General features: G+C 50.2%; 15 protein-coding genes. 8 read left to right on the plus strand and 7 right to left on the minus strand.

Annotated features, from left to right (window positions below):
- From leuB to EA408_05905, 5 genes are all read left to right on the plus strand, one after another.
- Entirely contained in the window at positions 1-1,068 is a 1,068-nt protein-coding gene (leuB, locus tag EA408_05885; GenBank protein TVR72898.1) for a 3-isopropylmalate dehydrogenase, read from the plus strand.
- Between the two features lie 17 nt (positions 1,069-1,085).
- Positions 1,086-3,536, plus strand: coding sequence for a bifunctional aspartate kinase/homoserine dehydrogenase I (locus EA408_05890; GenBank protein ID TVR72928.1), 2,451 nt, complete (start codon positions 1,086-1,088; stop codon positions 3,534-3,536).
- 55 nt (positions 3,537-3,591) lie between these two features.
- Entirely contained in the window at positions 3,592-4,521 is a 930-nt protein-coding gene (locus EA408_05895; GenBank protein ID TVR72899.1) for a homoserine kinase, read from the plus strand.
- 112 nt (positions 4,522-4,633) lie between these two features.
- Positions 4,634-5,938, plus strand: coding sequence for a threonine synthase (locus tag EA408_05900; GenBank protein ID TVR72900.1), 1,305 nt, complete (start codon positions 4,634-4,636; stop codon positions 5,936-5,938).
- A gap of 165 nt (positions 5,939-6,103) precedes the next feature.
- Positions 6,104-8,125: a bifunctional metallophosphatase/5'-nucleotidase gene (locus EA408_05905; protein ID TVR72901.1), complete on the plus strand. Its 2,022-nt coding sequence runs from the start codon at positions 6,104-6,106 to the stop codon at positions 8,123-8,125.
- A 141-nt stretch (positions 8,126-8,266) separates the two neighbouring features.
- Here EA408_05905 and EA408_05910 read toward each other — a convergent pair whose 3' ends face one another.
- The gene (locus EA408_05910) at positions 8,267-8,542 is read right to left on the minus strand and encodes a hypothetical protein (GenBank protein TVR72902.1); all 276 of its coding nucleotides are present in this window, start codon (positions 8,540-8,542) and stop codon (positions 8,267-8,269) included.
- Positions 8,543-8,616: 74 nt separating this feature from the next.
- Between EA408_05910 and EA408_05915 the strand changes: the two genes are divergently transcribed.
- Positions 8,617-9,213, plus strand: coding sequence for a molybdenum cofactor guanylyltransferase (locus EA408_05915; protein ID TVR72903.1), 597 nt, complete (start codon positions 8,617-8,619; stop codon positions 9,211-9,213).
- A 106-nt stretch (positions 9,214-9,319) separates the two neighbouring features.
- Positions 9,320-11,188 (plus strand): aspartate ammonia-lyase, encoded by a 1,869-nt coding sequence (gene aspA, locus EA408_05920; protein TVR72929.1) that lies wholly within the window; start codon positions 9,320-9,322, stop codon positions 11,186-11,188.
- 31 nt (positions 11,189-11,219) lie between these two features.
- Here the strand turns inward: aspA and EA408_05925 are convergent, their stop codons facing one another.
- From EA408_05925 to EA408_05940, 4 genes are all read right to left on the minus strand, one after another.
- Positions 11,220-11,969, minus strand: coding sequence for a hypothetical protein (locus EA408_05925; protein ID TVR72904.1), 750 nt, complete (start codon positions 11,967-11,969; stop codon positions 11,220-11,222).
- A 237-nt stretch (positions 11,970-12,206) separates the two neighbouring features.
- The gene (locus EA408_05930) at positions 12,207-12,608 is read right to left on the minus strand and encodes a HEPN domain-containing protein (GenBank protein ID TVR72905.1); all 402 of its coding nucleotides are present in this window, start codon (positions 12,606-12,608) and stop codon (positions 12,207-12,209) included.
- Positions 12,605-12,922 (minus strand): nucleotidyltransferase domain-containing protein, encoded by a 318-nt coding sequence (locus EA408_05935; GenBank protein ID TVR72906.1) that lies wholly within the window; start codon positions 12,920-12,922, stop codon positions 12,605-12,607. Before EA408_05935 ends, EA408_05930 begins: the two co-directional genes overlap by 4 nt.
- A 366-nt stretch (positions 12,923-13,288) precedes the next feature.
- Positions 13,289-18,883: a T9SS C-terminal target domain-containing protein gene (locus EA408_05940; protein TVR72907.1), complete on the minus strand. Its 5,595-nt coding sequence runs from the start codon at positions 18,881-18,883 to the stop codon at positions 13,289-13,291.
- A 132-nt stretch (positions 18,884-19,015) separates the two neighbouring features.
- On the opposite strand from EA408_05940, the gene EA408_05945 reads away from it, so the two are divergent.
- The gene (locus EA408_05945; protein ID TVR72908.1) at positions 19,016-19,765 is read left to right on the plus strand and encodes an NADPH-dependent oxidoreductase; all 750 of its coding nucleotides are present in this window, start codon (positions 19,016-19,018) and stop codon (positions 19,763-19,765) included.
- A gap of 77 nt (positions 19,766-19,842) precedes the next feature.
- Here the strand turns inward: EA408_05945 and EA408_05950 are convergent, their stop codons facing one another.
- Both EA408_05950 and pyk read right to left on the minus strand, forming a co-directional pair.
- The gene (locus EA408_05950; GenBank protein TVR72909.1) at positions 19,843-20,598 is read right to left on the minus strand and encodes an SDR family oxidoreductase; all 756 of its coding nucleotides are present in this window, start codon (positions 20,596-20,598) and stop codon (positions 19,843-19,845) included.
- A gap of 5 nt (positions 20,599-20,603) precedes the next feature.
- Complete coding sequence (gene pyk / locus EA408_05955; protein TVR72930.1) at positions 20,604-22,022, minus strand: pyruvate kinase; 1,419 nt, start codon at positions 22,020-22,022, stop codon at positions 20,604-20,606.
- Positions 22,023-22,114: the final 92 nt, after the last annotated feature.

Consider the following 22,114-nt stretch of genomic DNA (forward strand, 5'->3'; position numbering starts at 1 on the left):
ATGAACATAAAAATTGCGGTGCTTGCCGGCGACGGCATAGGACCTGAAATTACACGGCAGGCGGTCAAGGTCATTGACCAGGTTTGCAAGAAGACCGGGCACATACCCGGATACGGCGAAGGCCTTGTCGGCGCAGTTGCAATTGACAAAACCGGCGATCCTTATCCCGACGAGACCCATAACCTCTGCATGGCATCGGATGCGGTCCTGTTCGGGGCCATAGGCGACCCCAGGTTTGACAATGATCCCAAAGCCAGGGTGAGGCCAGAGAAGGGGCTGCTGGAGATGAGACAGAAACTTGGCCTTTATGCAAATATAAGGCCGGTGATGACCTTCGAATCCCTGGTCCATAAGTCACCCCTGCGTGAGGATATTGTTGCCGGTGCCGACTTTATAACTGTGAGGGAGCTGACCGGCGGCATCTATTTCGGTCGGCCCCAGGGGAGGTCTGAGGACGGCACCACTGCCTACGATACCTGTGTCTATCACAAGTATGAGATAGAGCGCATCTGCAAGCTGGCCTTCGGGTTCGCCATGAAGAGACGTAAGAAGCTGACGATGGTTGACAAGGCGAATGTGCTTGCCACATCCAGGCTGTGGAGGGAGACGATGCAGGAGCTGGCGCCATCTTACCCGGAGGTAGAGGTTGAGTATATGTTTGTCGATAATGCCGCAATGCAGATAATTCAGTGGCCCAAAAGGTTTGACGTGATAGTTACCGAGAACATGTTCGGCGACATACTTACCGATGAGGCCAGCGTCATAACCGGTTCCCTGGGAATGCTGCCATCGGCATCCATCGGGGTGCATACCTCGGTCTTCGAACCAATTCACGGCTCCTATCCCCAGGCTGCGGGCAGGAATATTGCAAACCCGGTGGCCACGGTGTTGTCGGCCGCCATGATGTTCGAGCAAGCCTTTGACAGCGAAGAGGGCGGCAGGCTGATCAGGATGGCGGTTGAAGCTTCTCTTGAGGCAGGTGTCGTTACCGGCGATATCGACAGCACAGACCCGGCTTCGACCGATGAGGTGGGGGACTGGCTGGCCGGATGGATAGAAAAGAGTTAATAACAAATAGAGATATGATCAAGGTTCTCAAATTCGGCGGCAGCTCACTCTGCGATCCCGGCACACTCGACACCCTGCTGGATGTCATTTCAGCCAACCAGGAGGAAAAGCGTGACGTGGTAGTTGTATGCTCCGCACTTGAAGGTGTTACCAACCAGATTAACGGCCTCGTCGAACAGGCGATTGCCGGCAAGGACCTGTCCCCCGCCATCAGGCAGCTTGAAGAGCTGCATTACAGCATTGTCAGGCAACGCCTTGAGGTGACGAGGCAGAACGAAGTGCTGCTCACACTCAAGCTCTATTTTAACCAGCTTGAGGAGATGCTGGCCGGAATATCGGCACTGGGGGAGGTTTCGTTGCGGACGGTCGACCGGGCGCTCTCCTACGGAGAGCTCTGCTCGGCATTCATGTTCACTGCATTCGTGTCGCAATCCTTTGGAAAGGCAGTCTTTGCCGATACCAGGCAGCTCATAAAGACCGACAGCAGTTACGGCCAGGCCAACGTCATTGAGGAGTTCAGCAATACGCTGATCAGAAATTTCGTAAAGGAGAACGAAGGCGCCATACCGGTATTCACCGGTTTCATAGCTTCCAATGAGGCCGGTATCACCACCACCCTGGGACGCGGGGGCTCGGACTATACCGCGGCAATAGTTGCCTCGGCGCTCGATGCCGGTGAGATAGAGATATGGACCAATGTTGACGGCATAATGACGGCCGACCCCCGGATGGTGAAAAAGGCTTTTTCCATTCCGCGCCTCTCTTACAGCGAAGCCGTCGAGCTTAGCTATTTCGGTGCAAGGGTGATCCATCCGCCAACCATGTTCCCGGCCAGGGCGAAAAACATACCCATAACGATAAAGAACAGCTTCAACCCCTCATTCGAGGGAACCATCATCACGGGGGAGGCCGACAAAAACGGGTCGCTTATCAAGGGTATTTCCTGCATATCTGAAATATGCCTGATCACCATATCAGGCGGTGCCATGGTAGGCGAGAAGGGACTCAGCGGCAGGCTCTTCAGCCGTATGGCCTCAGAAGGGATCAATGTGTTCCTGATAACCCAGGCCAGTTCCCAGCACAGCATCAGCCTGGCTATCGGACCCCAGGACATACCGCTGGCCAGAAAGGTTATCAACCGCGAGTTCGAGCTCGACCTGCAGTCCGCCCGCCTTGACCGCCCCCTGTTTGATGACAACCTTAGCATTATTGCAGTGGTGGGTGAGAACATGAAGAATAAACGGGGTCTCTCCGGCAAGGTGTTCAGCTCGCTCGGCAGGAGCGGGGTCAACGTGGTGGCCATAGCGCAGGGGTCGTCGGAGCTCAACATCTCGGTGGTGATTGACAGGAAAGACCTTTCGAAGGCGATGAATTCGGTGCATGACGCGATGTTCCTCTCGCCCGTAAAGACGCTTAACGTATTTTTCTGCGGTGTCGGGAACATAGGCGGCACCCTCCTGAGGCAGATAGCCGGCCACCATAGGTTCCTGGAGGAGAACAGGCACATCAGGCTCTCCCTTGTGGGGTTATGCAACAGCAAACGCTTCTTTTTCAACCCCGAGGGGGTCGATCCGGAAGCGTGGAAAGAGGATCTCAGCAGCAGGGGTGTGCCGGGGACGGTTAACGAATTCATTGAATATGCCTTCAACCTTAACCTTCCCAACTCCGTTTTTGTCGACAATACCGGAAGCAGGGAGGTGCCAGGGCTCTACCGGCAGTTGTTTGAGAAGAGCTTTTCTGTCGTTACCTGCAACAAGATAGGTAATACAGGTGATTTTGACAGCTACCGGCTCAACAGGGATGCCGCCGCCAGGTTCGGCGTTGACTATCTTTATGAAACAACAGTTGGTGCCGGGTTGCCCATAATAAAGACGCTGCAGGAGCTTCTTGTCTGCGGCGATGAGATACTCAGGGTCGAGGCCATCCTTTCAGGCACCATCTCTTTCGTGTTCAATGAATATAAGGGGGAGAGGACCTTTGCCAGCGTGGTGCGTGAAGCGCAGGAAAAGGGCTTTACCGAGCCTGACCCCAGGGATGACCTGAGCGGACTCGATTTTGCAAGGAAGATGCTCATTCTGGCCAGGGAGACCGGACTTGAGACCGAATTTGATGATATGGAGCTGCAGCCCATACTGCCCGATAACTGCCTTAAGGCAGCAACGGTAGAGGATTTTTACCGGGAGCTTGAAGCCTCCGAGGAGCACTTCGGCAAGCTCAAGAACAAGGCTGCCGCCGAAACCAAGGTTGTACACTACGTGGGTATATTGGCAGACGGAAAGGCCAGGACCGAGCTGATGATGCTCGACTCTTCACATCCTTTCTACAACCTGACCGGAAGCGACAATATAATCTCATTCACCACCAACCGTTATCTTGACAACCCGATGGTTATCAAGGGTCCCGGAGCAGGGGCTGAGGTTACCGCCGCCGGGGTGCTTGCCGACCTGGTGAGAGTGGGAGCGGATTGAACCGGCCAATGTTGTCAGCCGGCATAGGGTATACTTTAATTCAAATTCCGAACAGATGGATCAGGTAAGGGTTTTTGCTCCTGCAACAGTTGCTAACGTTGGCTGCGGCTACGATGTGCTCGGTTTTGCCCTGTATCGTCCGGGCGACGAGGTTACCGCGCGCCTGACCGGCAGCGGGAAGGTTACCCTCGACCGGGTTGAGGGCGACGACGGCAGGCTTCCCCTCGATCCGGAGAAGAATACTGTCAGCTCGGTGGTCATCAGCTACCTTGAGCATATCGGCTCAAAGCAGGGTGTCGGCATTAGCCTGCACAAGAAAATGCCTTTCGGGAGCGGACTGGGTTCCAGCGCGGCAAGTGCTGTCGGTGGACTTGTTGCAGTGAATGAGCTAATGGGAAACCCCCTTGACAGGAAGGATCTGCTCCCTTTTGCAATGGAGGGTGAAAGGCTCGCATGCGGAAATGCCCATGCCGATAATGTTGCTCCCTCATTGCTCGGGGGATTCGTGCTGATACGGTCATATGATCCCCTCGATGTGATCCAGCTTCCCGTACCGAAAGATCTTTGCTGCGCACTGGTCTATCCCCATATTGAGATACCCACGCTGGCGGCACGGCAGATCATCAGGAGGAACATACCGATGACAGATGCCATAAGACAGTGGGGCAACGTGGGGGCCCTTGTTGCCGGCCTGTACAGGGACGACCCGGAACTGATAGGAAGGAGTCTCGAGGATGTTATTGTTGAGCCGGTAAGGAAGATGCTCATACCGGGGTTTGACGGGCTCAGGGAGACTGCCGTGGCTAACGGCGCCCTGGGATTTGGCATATCGGGGTCGGGGCCCACGGTCTTCAGCCTGTGCATGAACAAATCCTGCGCAGAGTCCGCCGCAAAGGCGCTGGTGAAAAAGCTGGCAGGCAACGGGGTGGCCTCAACCTCGTGGGTGTCTGAAATAAACAGTGAAGGGGCGGTGGTGCTGAAATAACCCGGCAGCGCCGGTAGCGGTCCGGGTCCGGTCTGGCGGACTGCCACAGGCAACACAGTCAACAAAGCCAACAAATGCACCACTCGAAACAAATGCTAAAATTATTATCTCTATGTTATATTACAGCACCAAAGGCACAGCACCGGCAGTTTCTCTCAGGGAGGCTGTTTTAAGGGGACCGGCCCCGGATGGGGGACTTTACATGCCTGAAGAGCTGCCCCGGTTCGACGGATCATTCATCAGTTCGCTACACGGCAGGAGCCTTGTCGAAACAGCTTTTGATGTCGCGACGGCCTTTCTGGGCAGCGACATACCGCCTGATGTGCTTGAAGGGATCGTTGGCGAGGCCCTCGATTTTCCCATTCCCCTCACAGAGGTGCAGCCGGCTACCTTCAGCCTGGAGCTTTATCACGGCCCCACCATGGCCTTTAAGGATGTGGGAGCGCGCTTCATGTCGAGGCTCATGTCCTTTCTCTACCGTAACAGGGAGAAGCCGCTGAATGTAATAGTCGCCACATCGGGCGATACCGGGTCGGCAGTGGCTTCGGGTTTTTACGGGGTGGACGGCATAAATGTGGTTGTGCTGTTTCCCAAAGGCAGGGTCAGCAGGCTTCAGCGGCTGCAGATAACCACCCTCGGGGGGAATATACACCCGCTCGAGGTTGAGGGGAACTTCGATGACTGCCAGAGGCTGGCTCGCACCATCCTGGCTGATGAGGAGCTGAACGGCGAGCTGACCCTTACATCGGCCAACAGCATCAATGTCGGTAGACTTATACCGCAGTGCTTCTATTATTTCCATGCTTATGCCATGCTGGGTAAGGAGCCTGGCGAACCGGTATTCAGCGTCCCGAGCGGCAATTTCGGGAACCTTACTGCCGGCGTGATGGCACGGAGTGCCGGATTGCCCGTAAGGAAATTCATAGCATCGGTGAACATTAACGATGTATTCCCTGAATTCCTCGCAAGCGGGCAGTACAGGCCTGCCCCCTCGGTGCCCACATACAGCAGCGCCATGGATGTGGGTGATCCTTCAAATTTTGCCAGGCTCGATATGCTGATGGGGGGACAGGCCGTTAATTTCCGCGAAAGCGTAATGTCCTGGTCCTTTACCGATGAACAGACTGCAGATGCGATAAGAAGGGTGGCGAACGAAACCGGTTATATAATGGACCCCCACGGGGCCGTGGCATGGCTCGGACTGGAGAGATATGCCCGTGAAACCGGGTACGAGGGGCCGGGTGTCTTTCTGGAGACTGCCCACCCTGCCAAGTTTCCGGAAACGATGGGAGAGATACTCGGCAAATATGAGTATGTGCCGCCGCAGCTAAGGATGCCCGGCACTGAGGAGACGTATGCCCGGATTCCATGCGATGCCGGTGCGGTGAAGGAATACCTTCTGGGCATAAACCGGTAGGCATTTTACAAACACGGCCCGGCTTCGTTAGTAACTGCACCATACCATTTCCTGCATTACCATGGCCATGCCGCACGGTGCGTTAATAAAAACTTAACGGTATGTTTTTATCTGGTCTGGAAAAATGTTGTATTTTGTGGTATAATTAAAAATGCAAATACTGCCATGAGAAACCAGAATTTGTTAAACCGGACTGTTCCTGCAGGCTTCCTGCGTATTAATGAATATATCAGCGGAAAATTAACCGTAAAGCCTTTGCTGTACCTTCCGCTGTTTATCATCCTGCTCGCGTTGCAGTCCCCCCTAACTGCCCAGGTCAAAAGGGTTACCTTGCTCAATACCACCGATGAGCACTCCACGCTGCTGCCCCTGCCCCTGGTTGACTACCACCCTGATGTGGCTAACCCCTCGGTCGGCGGTTTTCCCCGGCTGGCAACACTTGTGCGTTCGATAAGGGAGGAGGCGGGCAGCGACCCGGTACTGCTGATGTCGGCCGGCGACTTTGTGGGGGGCACCCCGTATGCATGGCTGATACTTGAAGGCTATTCTGCCGAGATCGGGATAATGAAGAATATAGGCTACGATGTGCTTACCATCGGAAACCATGAGTTTGATTACGGGCCCGGCAAGATTGCAGAGTACTTCATGAATGCCGGTTACCCCGGGTATAACGACACCATGCCGCTGGTATCTTCAAACCTGGTTATACCTGAAGGTAACCCGCTCATGGATGTGGGTATACGCGAACATCATATGATCGGACTGCCAAACGGTTTACAGATCGGGGTGTTCGGCCTGCTGGGCCGGGAAGCATACAGTGTTGCCAGTTACATTGAGCCCGTTACCGTAAGCGACCAGCATGAGGCCGCCGCGCGTCAGGTCTCGCTGCTCAGGGAGAAGGGCGCCGATATAATTGTGGCGCTTACACACTCAGGCGTAGGAGAGGACAGGGAGCTTGCAGCGGCTGTTGACGGCATTGATGTTATTATGGGAGGGCACGATCATCACCTGACGCATGAACCTTTGAGGATAAACAACACTGTTATCCTGCATCCGGGGTATTACCTTTCCAATCTAGGGAGACTGGACCTGGAGTGGGATTCCCAGACCGGAGCCCTGTCGGTTGTTAACGAAAGGAACAATAGTCCGTTCCTCATTCCCCTTGACAACTCTGTGCCTGAGGACCCTGAGATACTGGCGATGATAGACGGTTACACGCAGAAGCTGAACCTCTTTGTATCGGAGCACACCGAAGGCATGTTCACTGGAGTTGAGGATCCTGTTTTCAGCTCGGGCTTCAGCATGATCAGTCCGGGACCGTTCAGGGAAACCACGGTCGGCAACTTCGTTACCGATGCCATGAGGCAGGAGGTAGCGCGGCTGACCGGGCACAGGGTTGACTTTGCAGTGCAGGCGAACGGCGTTGTAAGGGCCGACATCGTGCCCGGCACGATGGAGTGGTCGCGCAACCAGGTCTCGTTTTTTGACCTGGTGACCGTTTCAGGCCTGGGATCGGGACTGGATGGGAAAGCAGGCTATCCCCTTGTCTCTTTCTGGCTTACCGGCCGTGAGATATTGAATGTTCTCGAAATTACCTCACTGCTTTCGCAGCTGATGGGTGATATGTACTTTTTGCAGGTTAGCGGACTGCGTTACACCTATGACCCCGGCAAGGCCACCTGGCTCAGAATACCGTTTGCAGGGATACCGGTTCCGGCCTACCGCTCGGTGATCAGCGCAGAGATGTATGCCGGAGAGGGAATTCAGTATAACGGCAATTATGTGCCCGTTGAAGAAGATAGGCTCTACCACGTGGTGACCGATCACTATCTCACCTCGTTTCTGCCGATGGTGGGGGATATACTGCCGCGACTCGGACTGGTACTGAAGGATGAGCATGGCAACCCACTCACTCCCGATGAGACCATCCTGGTGCACGATGGGAAAGAGTTCAAGGTATGGGAAGCCCTTGCACGGTATGGCGCATCATTTGAGCCGGGAGAGGACGGACTGCCTCTGGTGCCTGCCTACTATGCCGAAACCGGTGACAGGATTACCTCACGCGAAGGTGTTCCTCTTGCCGTGTGGGCATGGACCGTTATTATAATTGTATTGCTTATCCTCTCTTTGCTGGTGCGGCTGGCCGTGATCAGGATAAGGGCGCGCATAAGGCGCAGGAAAGGTTAAGACGTGATTTTAGCGAGACCTTCTTCCCGCGCCACGGAAGTACACCCTCACTTGCCTGCCTTTGACCGGCCTGCCAGTTAGTGCATGGCCTCAGTCGCTCAGCAGGGCCTTATTCCTGGAGCTTGCCCGGCCAGGTGTGTGTTACTTCTGGAGTTTGTCCAGCAGCGGTATGGTCTTGTTTTTGATGTCGTCTATTATCGACCGGTAGTGTTTCCTGACCAGAGCCGGGTTGTCTTTGCCGTCGGGGCGGTTGGCCCGGGCAATATATTCATTGCGGTGGGAAATGATCTCTTCGATAATATTGTTGATCTTCTCCTCCTTTACTTCAGGATGGAAATGCTGGTAAACAAGACATTCGGATATAAGCTCAAATGTGAGGCTGTGTATGTCCTTCTTAAGTTCTCTGCGGCTGGCCATGACTGTTCTGTTTTGTTCCGGCAAAAGTAGGAAAATATTTGCACTATTGATATATTGCTCCTCTTAAAACAGATATGTCTGCCTCAGCAAAACAACTCACCGCAGTGATCCTCGCAGGAGGGAAGAATGTCCGTTTCGGCGGAGATGACAAGGCTTTCATGCTCATTGACGGAACGCCTGTTATAAAGGTACTTGCCCGTAAGCTGGATAACCTTTTCGGGGAAATAGTCGTAGTGACCAACACACCCGGCAGGTATGCCGGCATTGAGGGAATCGTTACTGTTACAGACATAATCATTGACAAGGGCCCCCTGGGAGGAATTCACGCGGCCATGAAAAGGGCCGCCGCGCCTGCGATATTCGTTGTGCCATGCGATATGCCTTTTGTCGATACAGACGTTATCGGGATGCTTATCACACGATATGAGAAACTGCCCGGAGCAGATGCTGTCATTCCTGTATCAGGCGGATTCCCAGAGCCGCTCCATGCGATTTACCGGACAGGCCTTGCCGGTGACCTGGAGAATTTCCTTGCCTCCTCACCCGACCTTTCTGTCCGCCATTTCATTGCCGGGCTCAATGCAGATTACATAGAAATGCCGGATACTGAGAAGATCAGGAGATCATTTACCAACATCAATACCCCCGGCGACCTGCCGGAGCCGGGATAATGCAGTTATTTATTGCCAGGAGAATTATAGAGCACCGGATAAATCGGTGAGAATGCCTAATTTTGTATTTTCCGTTATTGGCAATGTTAAAACAAATATTGATATCATGGCAGGCGCAGAAATAAAGGAATTCTTAAAGGAGATTGAATTGTTCCGTGAGCTTGAAGAAGCAGAATATGATGCACTCTACAAGGCAGTTTCAGAGAAATTGATCCGGGAGGGCTCACTGCTTTTCAGGGAGAATGCTCCCAGGACCAATATATTTATTATCTACAGCGGAGAGGTGGAACTTTTCAAGACAACGCCATTCGGACTTGAAAAGAGGCTCACATACTTCAGCAGGGGCGATTTCCTTGGTGAGGGCTCCTGGGGCAGCAAATCGCCCCATTCAACATCGGCGCGTGCCCTGGCTAAGACCAGGGTACTTGCGATCGACCAGCAGTTCTTCCTGGAGAACAGCTCTGCGGCCCTCAAGATATTCTCAAACATTGCACGTGTCATGTCGCGCAGGATGCGCAACGCCAACAACCGCATCGTTGACGTTGGAGCGCAGTACGAATCGGGCAGGACCAGGGAGGAGCATGACCTGCTGGGTGACAGGAACGTGCCTTTCGAGGTATATTACGGCATCCAGACCCTGCGGGGGATGGAGAACTTCAATATCAGCGGCATCACCCTGAACTTCTACCCGGTACTGATAAATGCCCTGGCAATGGTAAAAATGGCGGCAGCCAAGGCAAATTATGATCTGGGTCTGCTCGATAAATCGGTCTGCGACGCAATAGTGCGTGCCTGCAATGAGATCAGGAACGGCAAGTTCCACAGCAATTTTGCGGTCGACATGATTCAGGGCGGGGCAGGTACCTCTACAAACATGAATGCCAACGAGGTTATAGCGAACCGGGCGCTGGAGATACTCGGCCATGAGAGAGGGGAGTATGAATACTGCCATCCCAACAACCACGTCAACCTGTCGCAGTCCACCAACGACGCCTATCCCACCGCTATCAAGATAGCGCTGATAAACAGCAATAAGACCCTGGTTGAGGTGCTGAAGGAGCTGATCGGTTCATTCAGGAAGAAAGGGGAGGAGTTTGCCGGTGTTATCAAGATGGGAAGGACCCAGCTCCAGGATGCCGTCCCGATGACTTTGGGACAGGCCTTTGAGGCCTATGCCACCACCCTGGAGGAGGAGATACTCAGGCTGAACGAGAACGCCGACCTTTTCCTGGAGGTGAACATGGGGGCTACTGCAATCGGTACAGGAATAAACTCCGATCCAGGCTATCCCGGCAAGGTCATAAAACACCTTCAGTCCGTTACCGGCCTCAAGATAGTCAATGCCGCCAACCTTGTAGAAGCAACCCAGGATACAGGAGCTTTCGTAATGTACTCATCGGCAATTAAAAGGACGGCAATTAAGCTGAGCAAAATATGTAATGACCTCAGGCTTCTTTCTTCTGGCCCCCGTGCCGGATTTAATGAGATTAACCTGCCGCCCATGCAGCCCGGCTCATCGATCATGCCCGGCAAGGTCAACCCCGTCATACCCGAGGTGGTGAACCAGATTGCCTTCAAGGTCATCGGCAACGACCTTACCGTCAGCCTTGCAGCCGAGGCAGGACAGCTCGAACTGAACGTGATGGAGCCGGTCATGGTGCAGAGCCTGTTCGAATCGGTCGAGATGCTCAAGAACGGAATGCGGACGCTCAAGATCAGGTGCATTGACGGCATCACGGCCAATGAGCAGCATTGCCGTGCACAGGTTCAGAACAGCATCGGCCTCGTTACCGCCCTCAATCCGGTCCTTGGCTACGAAGTGTGCACAAAGCTGGCAAAGGAGGCACTCGAGACCAACAGGGGCGTCTACGACCTGGTCCTGGAGCAGGAGCTGTTGTCAAAAGAGGAACTCGATACCCTGCTTTTACCCGAGAACATGATCGCCCCTCAGAAGATGGTCAGGAAGAAGCAGTGACAAGATTCCACCAGTTGTGCCGGGCAGCAGATTACTCAATTTTGCGGGCTGTTGTTTTATACAGATAAACCAGGGTGTCAACGCGGTTTTTATATTTTCTAAACTCAGTCTTCGGCTTGTTTTCACGATTGTAAACAAATGTTGAAGTATAAATAGTGTCAACATGATTTATTATATTACAATGCGGATCATCTTCCAGCATACAATCAGGATACTCATCCCATAAAGCAATCTTCGATTTTCTATTGTTCTGAGATAACTGTTTTGCAGAAATTAACGGTAATCCAATATTGTAAACCGGATTGATCATGCTATCGTATGAATAGACAAACTCAGTCCATACACCTATATCTATATCTACCCTGCCATTTTTTGACACATTATTGCCAGCATATTCAAAAGCCTCAGGAAAGAACGCCTTAATCTGTATTAGTTTTCCTGCTTCATTATATATTAAAGTCCGAGTTTCCAGGATACGAATCGGAGGTCGGCTAACATATATTGAACTGATCCTGTTTAATGAATCATATGAAAAGTCTTTGTGGGTAAGGCGATTATTTGTTAAATTGTATATTGTCAATCCAGTTAGTAAACCACTTGAATCATAATGAAATTCAGTTTCCTCAATTATATTATTCTCCATAGTTTTATATGAAATAATCAAAGAATCAGTATAAATCAATTGCAGCAAAGTATCCTGTTTGTTGATTATTATCAGTGAATGCTCAAATGAATATTCATAATAAATTTCATCTGCAGGTTCCTTTTCGCACCCTGCCATTAAAACAATTAACCAAAAAAATAATATTGCATTCGGTTTCATATTCTGAATATTTGTTGTACGATTTTATACGGCAGTGTACTGTCAATTAAATGCCCTGTAACGGTCGAGTGTATGTTTCCGGGCGGGAATTATTTCTACTTCATTTTGACTGTCCGCCGAATTCACTTTAGAGCAAGATACCGAATTTTATGAAAAACCCGCCTGGAATATACACTTTGTTGGAGGTAGTGCCTACTAGGGTTTGGGAGTAATCAATCCTTCAACTACTTCTTTTATTTCTTTCGCCACTTGGTTATATTCCTCAGTTTCGCTTATTGTCGGAATATAAAAGTCATCTGGATACCTTACTGAAACACCAAATTCGCTTAAGCTTTTTAGATTAATATCCTGAAATGCCTCTTTATTAATCTTTTGACACTCTATTAATAGAAAATCCAAATCATGCGTCCTAGGAAAATCGACATCATGATGAACTAAAAAGGCCTTTAAAAATTTTTCTGATGCTTGTTGAGCATGAAAACAAATTGTGCTGGTATAATTCTCAATTCCAGCATTAATCAAATTATCTATTACTGCAATATCCTCATTTGCTCTGAAAAGCCAGTTTTTAATATATTCAAGTTTTTCCAGGTTCATAAGAAGATTGAATCATTAAGGATCGTTTTAATAATATGGCCGGGCAGCTTTTTTTTCTTTTCAATTTCTTGATGACTTTGGATGAGAATATCGGTTCTAATATTTGATTGCAATAATTCTTTCCGAATTTTTGTCTTATATGGCAGCTTTTGCTTGGGAGACAGATTTTTGTGGGTAATTATTAGGATATCGTAATCACTTTCTGAATCATGAGTCATTCTAGCTCTGGAACCGAATAATACTACTTCAGCATCAGGTAAATATTTCCTTGCCGTGGTTTTGATGACTTCTTCAGCGCGTATTGAGTTTTCCATGCCCCAGATGTATATAGCAAATATATCAATAATTCTACTAGGAACTATCAGAAAGAGGGTTGGGTTTTCTTGGCATTACCTCCAACTTGTTTATATGTTGGAGAAAGGTATTTATGCATCTGAGGGTGTTGTGTGTGGGTGGATAATTGGTTGATTTTTGGAATGCACAATCAAATTTAGGGCTTTTATGTATATGATGCAACAGGGGGGGGTGAGGGGTGCGTTGTTAAAAAGGTGGATGGGTAGGAGGGGGGTGATGCTGTGCCAAAGGTGGTGAGGGCTGATGCGGGGGGAAGCGGAATAAAAAAAGCGGCAGGTTGCTGCCGCTTTTTTTGGTGGTTCTTCTGCCGGTGGGGCAGTGGAGTGTTACCTGAACACCATCTTGACTGTCTTGACGGTTCCGTTGTCTCTTATCCTCAGGAAGTAGATGCCCCTGGCGGCGGTTCTCAGGTCAATGGTTTCCCTGAGGTCTCCGGCGCCCTGGTACTCCCTTGCATAAACGATGTTTCCGGTAACGCTTATCACTTCAACGGTTATCGCTGCTCCGGGCCTGCCGCCATATTCGAGGTTGAACAACCCGTCACTGGGGTTTGGGTATGCAAGTATCCGGGTGCCCGGACTGTCAGGCAGGGTCAAACCTACAGGGATGAGATTGATTGTTATCTCAACATCTGCATCGGTAATCGTGAATGTGCCGCTGTCATCCTCATAATCTTCGGCCGATACGGTAAAGGTGTAATCGCCCGCCGGCAATGTTGCATCTGCTTTTCCGTCCGTTCCGGTTGTGATGGATGCTACCTCGTCCTGATCTTTCAGGACAGCTATTACTGCTCCTTCAAAGGGAGTGCCGTCAGCTGCAAGCACTGTAAAGGTGACCGTCCGGTCTGTCTTTATGAAGTTTGCGGTCAGTGTGATGTCTGAGCCGGGCATCGTATATGTGAAGCCGGCTTCATCACTCACCTCTTCTTCATCTTCATCTGTCCAGTTAACGAAAGCGAAACCTTCAACCGCAACAGCACTAAGTTCGATCTCTTCGCCTTCTTCATATTCTCCGCCCCCGGTCACGGTCCCGGCGCCTGCCGGATCGGCCCTGAGGGTGAGGGTGTACGTAACTGCGCCCTCTGCAATGAACCATGCGGTAAGATGGAGATCTTCAGCCGGCATTTCGAAGATATAGGGGTTGTCGTCGCTCATCTTCTCATTGTCTTTCCACCAGCCGCTGAATTCATATCCTTCATTGGCGAAGGCCTCAAGGTACACCTCTTCTTCGAACTGGTATTCACGTTCTCCGGTCACCGATCCTGCACCGTCTGGCTTGATATCTACATGTACATTGAAATCGCGGTCAATGATGGTGAGCAGGAATTTTGCAGGCGCTCCCGTATCAAAGTGGATATCAATGCTAATGTAGATATGGAAATCACCCTTCGAAACCCCGGTTGCACCGGAAATGCCGGCACCTTTGCCGTTGTCGTTATCATCGCCTACATAAATACGCAGAACGGCGTTTGTACCGTCATCTTCAAGGATCTCCCAGTCATCATACCTGAACTTTTCAAAGGACCATCCGTAGTTTATAAAAAGCATCAGGCTGTCAACCTCTGAAGCATCGTTCCATGTGATAATGGTCTCAAAGTATTCAGGCATCTCAAATTCAAAGTAAGTTGCCGAGGATGGATCAATGGTGGCGTTGGCAATACCGCTTTCAATTGCAGTAATTGTGAGCAGTGCATCATTACCGTCATCAAATGTGACGGTAAGCTCGATTTCATCGTCTGCAGCCTGCAGCATGCCGGAGAGATAACTTTCGTGGATAAAGAGCCATATGCCTTCAACCCGGAAGTCATCATCTTCAGAAAGTGCACTGCCTGATTCCTCTACCGCGATAATACCGGCCCCGGTAACCGACAGAAGGCTGGTGTTCAGGTCACCCGGATTGGACAGGTCATATACCAGCTCTGAAGGATCAAAATATGCCCTTACAGAAGGAACTATGTAAACACCAAACCATTCATGGTGACCGGTCCCGAATTCGACCATGAAACCTATAACATCTCCTGCTTCAGGTTCCAGCCCTGTTATGAAACCGGCTGATAATGTGAGTATGTCACCGTCTATGGTATAATCGATATCCTTTTCAAGCTCGACTGAAATGTATTCATCTGACCCGGCATCATGGAACATATGCAACACTGCAGCTATCTCAGATTCACTGCCCCAGTCGATCGATATCTCTACATTCTCCTCCTCAGCCAGTCCGAATACCGAAACGTCGGGTGTCAGGATAGGTTTGTGGTAAACTCCTGTAGTGAAGTTTATTACAAGGGCATCCTCCATTACAATGTAGTTGTTTACCGCATCTGCCACTGAGTGGGCCGGTATGAAGAGGCTGTAGGATGTTTCATTTACAAGTGGCCAGTCAGGGATAATGTGGAGCTCATTGCCATTTATGACTGTTACCTGCAATGACCAGTATTCATCGTCTGCGCTCTTCAGGTATATCTCCTGGAACCCTCGGTTCATAGTACCCTCGCTTATGTCACGTTCAAAGATGACCACAATATCGGTTGCAGGTGAAACATCAGTATCGTTGTCGGCCGGTATCGTTTCCTGAACCACAACGAACACCTGGTCATCTCTCTCAAGAACAAAGCTGAACCTGTTACCGTCATGCGCCTCTTCAATAATTATAGTCTCATCCCGTGAAATGTATCCAAAGGCCTCTATTTGGAGGTCATACGAACCGGAAGGGAGTGACAGTTCCGCGATGCCATGCTGGTCGGTTACCACCGTGACATCCGTGTCGCTGTTATCGGTTATGCTGATCACTGCCCCCGGAACCCGGGTGCTAGGACCGTCCGGATCTTCAATGGTTATCCTTACCCACCATGTGGGATCGGTAATAATTACTTTATAGGGTGCAGGTTCGCCCATATCAAACACAACATACCCGTTAACTACATAATCATCACCTTTTCTCGCACTACCCTTTTTGGCGGGCGGGGTGATCTTCAGAGTTGCACTTTCCTGGTCTATATCTTCTACCGAGAAGTACATATCGAGCTCATCTCCGTCTATCAGCACATAAACCCGTTCAACTTCGGAGGCATCATTCCACGTTATTGTCGTTTCAAATTCAGTGACATCGGAGAAATCCGCAAACGTAAACTCATCGGGGTCAATGGTTGCCCCCATGATCTCCCTGAATACAGCGGTGAGGGTGGCATCAGATCCCGGCATTATGAATTTGCCGTCTGCCAGGTCAACCGGATCTCCATCTTCATCTGTCCATTCCACGAACACCCAGCCCTCTGCCGGCTCTACGGATAGAGCAATCTCTTCGCCTTCAGTGTATTTGCCTTCACCTGAAACAATCCCTGAGCCTTCTGGATTCACCAGTATGGTGAGCTCGTATATGCCAGTGCCTTCGGTTACGAAACTTGCCGTAAGAGTGACATCGTGTGCAGGCATTGTGAAATCAAAGGCAGCATTGCCGCTTACCTGCACACCCTCTTTCCTCCAGCTCACGAACTCGTATCCTGCACTGGCTTCGGCATCGAGGCTGACCTCTTCACCGGCAGGGTAGGATCCTTGTCCGCTCAGCACTCCGCCGTCTGCCGGTTCGGCCTCGAGCGTCAGTTCATATTCTGGTTCTCCCAGTACGGTGTATCTGCTGAACCCGTCAACAGTGAATGTAAGCACATTGTCAACAAGCTCTGCAGTTGTGTTGGCCCTGACATCCTCAGGTGCTTCATAATCGGCTTCGACACCATATTCGGTTTTTCTGATCGTAAATGAGCTCAGCTCATAGCCTTCTATCAGGATCTCTGCTTCGCGGCCGGCCAAAAATGTAAGCGATGCCGGATCGATCTCTACGTAGTAGATGCCCTCTGCGGGGTTGCTTACCAGTGCCAGTCCCTCATGCAGCGACGTCAGCTCCTGCCTGTTGTCAATAATGTTGAGACCCGGACCGAATTTAATGGTGCCGTGATCCTCCCTTGTAAATTCAATATCTTTTTCGGTATTGTAAAGGTTGTCAAAATCATAGAGGGCGGGTACGGCTGATATGTCGCCGAAGGGAATCTCCACACCCACGATTGCAAGTCCCCAATCCGAACCTGAATGCGGATCATACTCCTCGTCAGCAATGGGAAAGGGTCCTGTCGGAAATCCTCCGATAGATATGTCAAAACCTATCACCCCCTGGGAGAGACCATCCCTTATCGTACCCGTTACTGTAAAGCTTCCGCCGTCGATACTGCTTATGCTCCTGTTGTCAAGCACCGCTTCCGCATCGAACTGGTCAGGGCCGGTATATATTCCTTCTGTTACCTGCGGAGTCAGTCCGTCAGGAAAGTTGGGATGATATATATTCACTTGAAATTCGTTCCCGGCAAAATATATCCTGTCGTGATTGTCATCAGCAAAAAAAACTGAGGGTGCATCTGGGTCTCCCGGATCACCCGGATCACCACCCTCCAATACAAGTTCGATAAGTGCGCCATCTTCATCAACCTCAAAGGGCATCCAGTCCACCGGATCATAATCCGGTGCATCAATAAAATATTTGTAACTGCCTTCGGGAAGCAATATATTCAGATGACCCTCATGGTCAGTATGGAGATAGGGTGTGGGCCCGAGAATAACGGGACTGATCCCCTCAATCTGAATTCCTGTTTGGCTGACCGGGTTACCGGACTGGTCAGTCACTTCGAAAAACACATCTCTGCCTGGCATGAAACGCAGATCATCTATGTAGAGCACTGCACCCTCGTTCTCACCTGACCTTATGTCCAGGCGCATAAAATCCGGGTCAGCGTGATAGTAATTCTGCCATGCAATAAACCGGGTGTACTCATCTGCCGGCGGTAGTTGAAGGAAGTTGCCCCCGACATCATAATCACCGGCCAAAAACTGGTAGGAAAGGAAAGCATCGGTTTCAGGGGACAGGTATTTGTATGCTCCTCCTATAAACTGGGGCGTTCCGGTGAACGGAATTCCGCCGTCGTCCCAAAGCCCTTCTCCCAGCGAAAGCATGCCAGATACGATATTGCCTTCATCCCATACATCGAACAGAACGGACTCAAGCCTTACAGCATAATCGCCCGAATAGCTGTCTTCGGTCCTTGTAACGTTTTCCATATCATAGGCTGCAAGGTAAGTGTTGCTTGATGTCCAGCCTTCAGGGTCATATGCAGTCATATCATCCCACTCCTCAAAGCTGCCATTGAGGTCGTGACCGGGAACTACGGAACCATCAAGGGTGAAATAGAAATTATCGACCATTATCCAGCTTCCCGCGACAGGGGAGAAATCGGGCAGGCCATCACCCTGTTTGTAATCTTCATCATCCTGGTCACCAAATATAAAGGAGCTGGTGAAGATTACCAGAAGTTCATCAACATCTATTGCCGTGCCTTCGAGGAGATCAATTTCAATGTTCCACCAGCTGTCATTCTGTCCTGTAAAGAACATCATGGTGTCACAAGCTACCTCGCCATCGCTTAATAACTGTATCCATGCAATCGCGGCATCACCATCCTCAATATTGTATTTCATTGAAAAATGGACCTTATCGACCGTGTTGACCCAGGGCCTGGGCAATGGCATGTCTCCCTCATCATCATAATCATCTTCATCTCCCTTGAAAGTGGTGGCGAAGCCCTTTTTTGCCTGTCCTGGAAACTTACCGAACACGGCAAACCCAATTGCCACATAATCGTATCCCTCCTCAGGAACACTCGTCAGCCTGAGCGAATAGTCCCCATCAACACTGTCGTCTGACTTTATCGTTGTAAAAGTTGCAGTGGCAGGATACTCATCTGTAAGCCAGTTCGCGGGACTGGTGAAAAGGAATTTCTCTTCCCAGTTTTCGAAGTTTCCGTTGGGAATAAGCGGTTGTGAGTTCAATGCTGTTAATCCATAAAAGATTACAGCAGAGAAGAGTAGTAGTTTTTTCATAGGTTGAAAGTTTTCAATTTAAGATAAATGATTATACGCTATATCTTATGGTAAGGTTTCGGCAAATTCCTGGTTATTGATTATGTGAAACCGCCGGTGTTTTGTAATATTGCAAACAAAAATTATACCACTATGCATGACACGATATTCAATCACCGCAGTATAAGAAAATATAAAAAGGACCCTGTAGACGAGGATCTGCTGAAAACAATCCTTTCGGCCGGCACAAGGGCTTCCACCACCGGCAACATGCAGGTTTACAGCATGGTTGTGACCCGGGATGAGCAGCTGAGGAAGAAGTTATGGGAGTGCCATTTCAAGCAGGAGATGGTTATGCAGGCTCCGGTGCACATCACTTTCTGTGCCGATTTTAACAGGTTCAACAAATGGTGTGAACAGCGCAGGGCTGTGCCGGGGTATGATAACTACCTTTCATTTTTTACAGCAGCTATTGATGCGCTTCTTGTTTCGCAGAACGTATGCCTGGCTGCCGAGGAAAAGGGTCTTGGCATATGTTACCTGGGTACGGCAACCTATAATGCAGCGAAGATCATTGATATTCTGGGCCTTCCCCGTGGAGTAGTGCCGGTTGCCGCCATCGCAATGGGCTACCCTGATGAGGAGCCGGACCTGACGGACAGGTTGCCGCTTGAGGGCGTCGTTCACTATGAAAAGTACAGCGACTATGAACCTGATGATATTGACAGGATATATGCGGAGAAGGAGGCATCTGACCTGACAAGGGAGCTGCTGGAGATAAATCAGAAAGAAACGCTGGCTCAGATATTTACTGACAACCGTTACAAAAAGCAGGATAATGTCCACTTTTCGAAGGAATTTCTAAGAGTGATCGAAGAGCAGGGATTTATGAACAACGAATGACCGGTTGGTGATCTTCAACCGTCATGATTTATTCCTGGTATGTCATCAATTTTTGCCGGAGTCGTGGGCAGCCAATCTCAGAATCCGTTTATTGTAAACCCTCCGTCAACGTTTATTGTCTGCCCGGTAATGTAGGAAGCAGCCGGCATACAAAGGAAAGCTACAGCTGCGGCTACGTCGGCGGGGTCGCCAATCTTTTTAAGGGGGGTGCGGGATAGTACCTCTTCCTTGTATTTATTGTCGCCCAGAACCGCCCCGGCGAGCGGGGTGCTGATATACCAGGGGGCAACGGCATTTACCCTGATATTGTCCGGAGCCCATTCAGCCGCGAGGTATTTCGTCATGTGTATCATTGCCGATTTGGTCATCCCGTAAACTACTCCGGTACGGACGCTGGTCTGTCCCGCGACCGAGCTGATGTTGACAATATTACCCTGCTGTGATCTTTTCAGAAGGGGGTGGAGCTTCCTGCACAGATCCCAGGCTGACCGGAGGTTGGTGTTGACGATAGTATCATATTCCTTATCCGAATACTCCACTGTCGGTTTGCGGATGTTCATCCCTGCATTGTTAACCAGGATATCGAGACTGTCCCATTTCTCCATCAGGGTTGCTACAAGTTTTTTCCGCTGCACTTTGTCGCTTATATCGCAGGCCATCCCGCTAGAACTCCCGAGATTGCCTGTAATGGCGATGATATCATCCTGTTTCCTTGCAACTATGAATACTTCGGCACCAAGTGATGCGAGCTCAGTGGCTACAGCCAGTCCGATCCCTTTTGTTCCCCCTGTTACCAGGGCACGCATTCCTTTAAGTCTCCACCGTTCAGTCATAGCAGTCACGCCTCCTCTCTCAGCAGGTTTTTCACTGTGCCTATTTCGACGTATGACGCGCCGGTGCTGTGGCCGAAATTTCCTGCAATCACCACCACCAAACTGCTATCTTTCACCACGTTTTCGCGTACAAGAGAGTTGACCGCCTGCTGCACAAATTCGTGCGAGGTTTCGCTAGGCTTCATAAAATGTGCATTTACACCATATGAGAGGGCAAGCTCCCTTACTACTCTTCGGTCGTAGACTTTTGCCCATACCATCTTATTGCCCCTGTAGGCTGAAAGTCCCCTGATGGTTCTGCCGGACATGGTGTCGGCAATGATAGCCTTTGCCGACAGGTCGACAGCCGCCCTGACGGCGGCCTTGATAAGGAATGCGGATATGCGGTTGTTAATGACTACAACGGGGATGTCGTTTATCGTATCCTTGGTTTTTTCAACTTCCTCGGCAACAGATGCCATTGTTATAACCGATTCGAGAGGGTATGAGCCGTAAGCTGTCTCGCCGCTCAGCATTATTGCGTCGGTCTGGCTGTAGATGGCGTTTGCAATGTCGCTTACTTCAGCCCTTGTGGGACGGGGATTGGTTATCATGCTGTGAAGCATCTGTGTGGCGATTATCACAGGCTTTCTTCTTTCAATGCATTTATCTATCAGCATCTTCTGGATGCCCGGGATCTTAGAGTAGGGTATCTCGATTGCAAGGTCGCCCCTTGCAACCATTATCCCGTAGGCATGGTCAAGGATTTCATCGATATTGTTGACACCCGACTGGTTCTCGATCTTGGCTATTATTTTGACCTTGCTGTTTTGCTTGTCAAGGATCTCCTGTACCTCTATTACATCTTCCTTGTTCCTGACGAATGAGTGGGCTATGAAATCGATATTTTCGTCTATTGCCAGTTGCACGAACTCCCTGTCCCTGTCGTTCAGCGCTGGCAGGTTTATGTCAATGCCGGGAATGTTTACGCTTTTTCTGCCAAGGATAATGCCCGGGTTACCTGCTTCGCAAACGAGATGATCCTTTTCTGCCGATCTGACGATCAGTTCAACATCTCCGTCATCTATCAGCAGCCGGCTGCCGGCTGGGATTTCATTAACCAGACCTTCGCAGGACATGTAAATTGTATTTCCTGATGATTTTTTTCCGGGTTCACCCCTGACTATCACCTGATCGCCCTTTTTCACCTGTAGCCCCTTCTCTGTGGGATTGGTCCTTATTTCAGGCCCTTTGGTGTCCAAAAGTATAGCTATCCTGTCAGATACCTTCCTTACATTTCTCACTACCTTGAGGGTGTCCTCAGGTTCCTGGTGGGCGGTATTGAGCCTGACGGCATTCATGCCTGAATTGAAAAGGTCGGTAAGGAAAGGAACTCCGCAGTTTTTATCAGAGATAGTGGCAACGATCTTAGTCTTCTTGTTCAGCATCTTGTGTTGATTCTCAATGATTGTCAAAATAAACCCAAAGTTACAATATTAGCCTTAACGGTCATATAAAAAATGGACTATATTTACAA

Source organism: Marinilabiliales bacterium (assembly GCA_007695015.1).
Taxonomy (GTDB): domain Bacteria; phylum Bacteroidota; class Bacteroidia; order Bacteroidales; family PUMT01; genus PXAP01.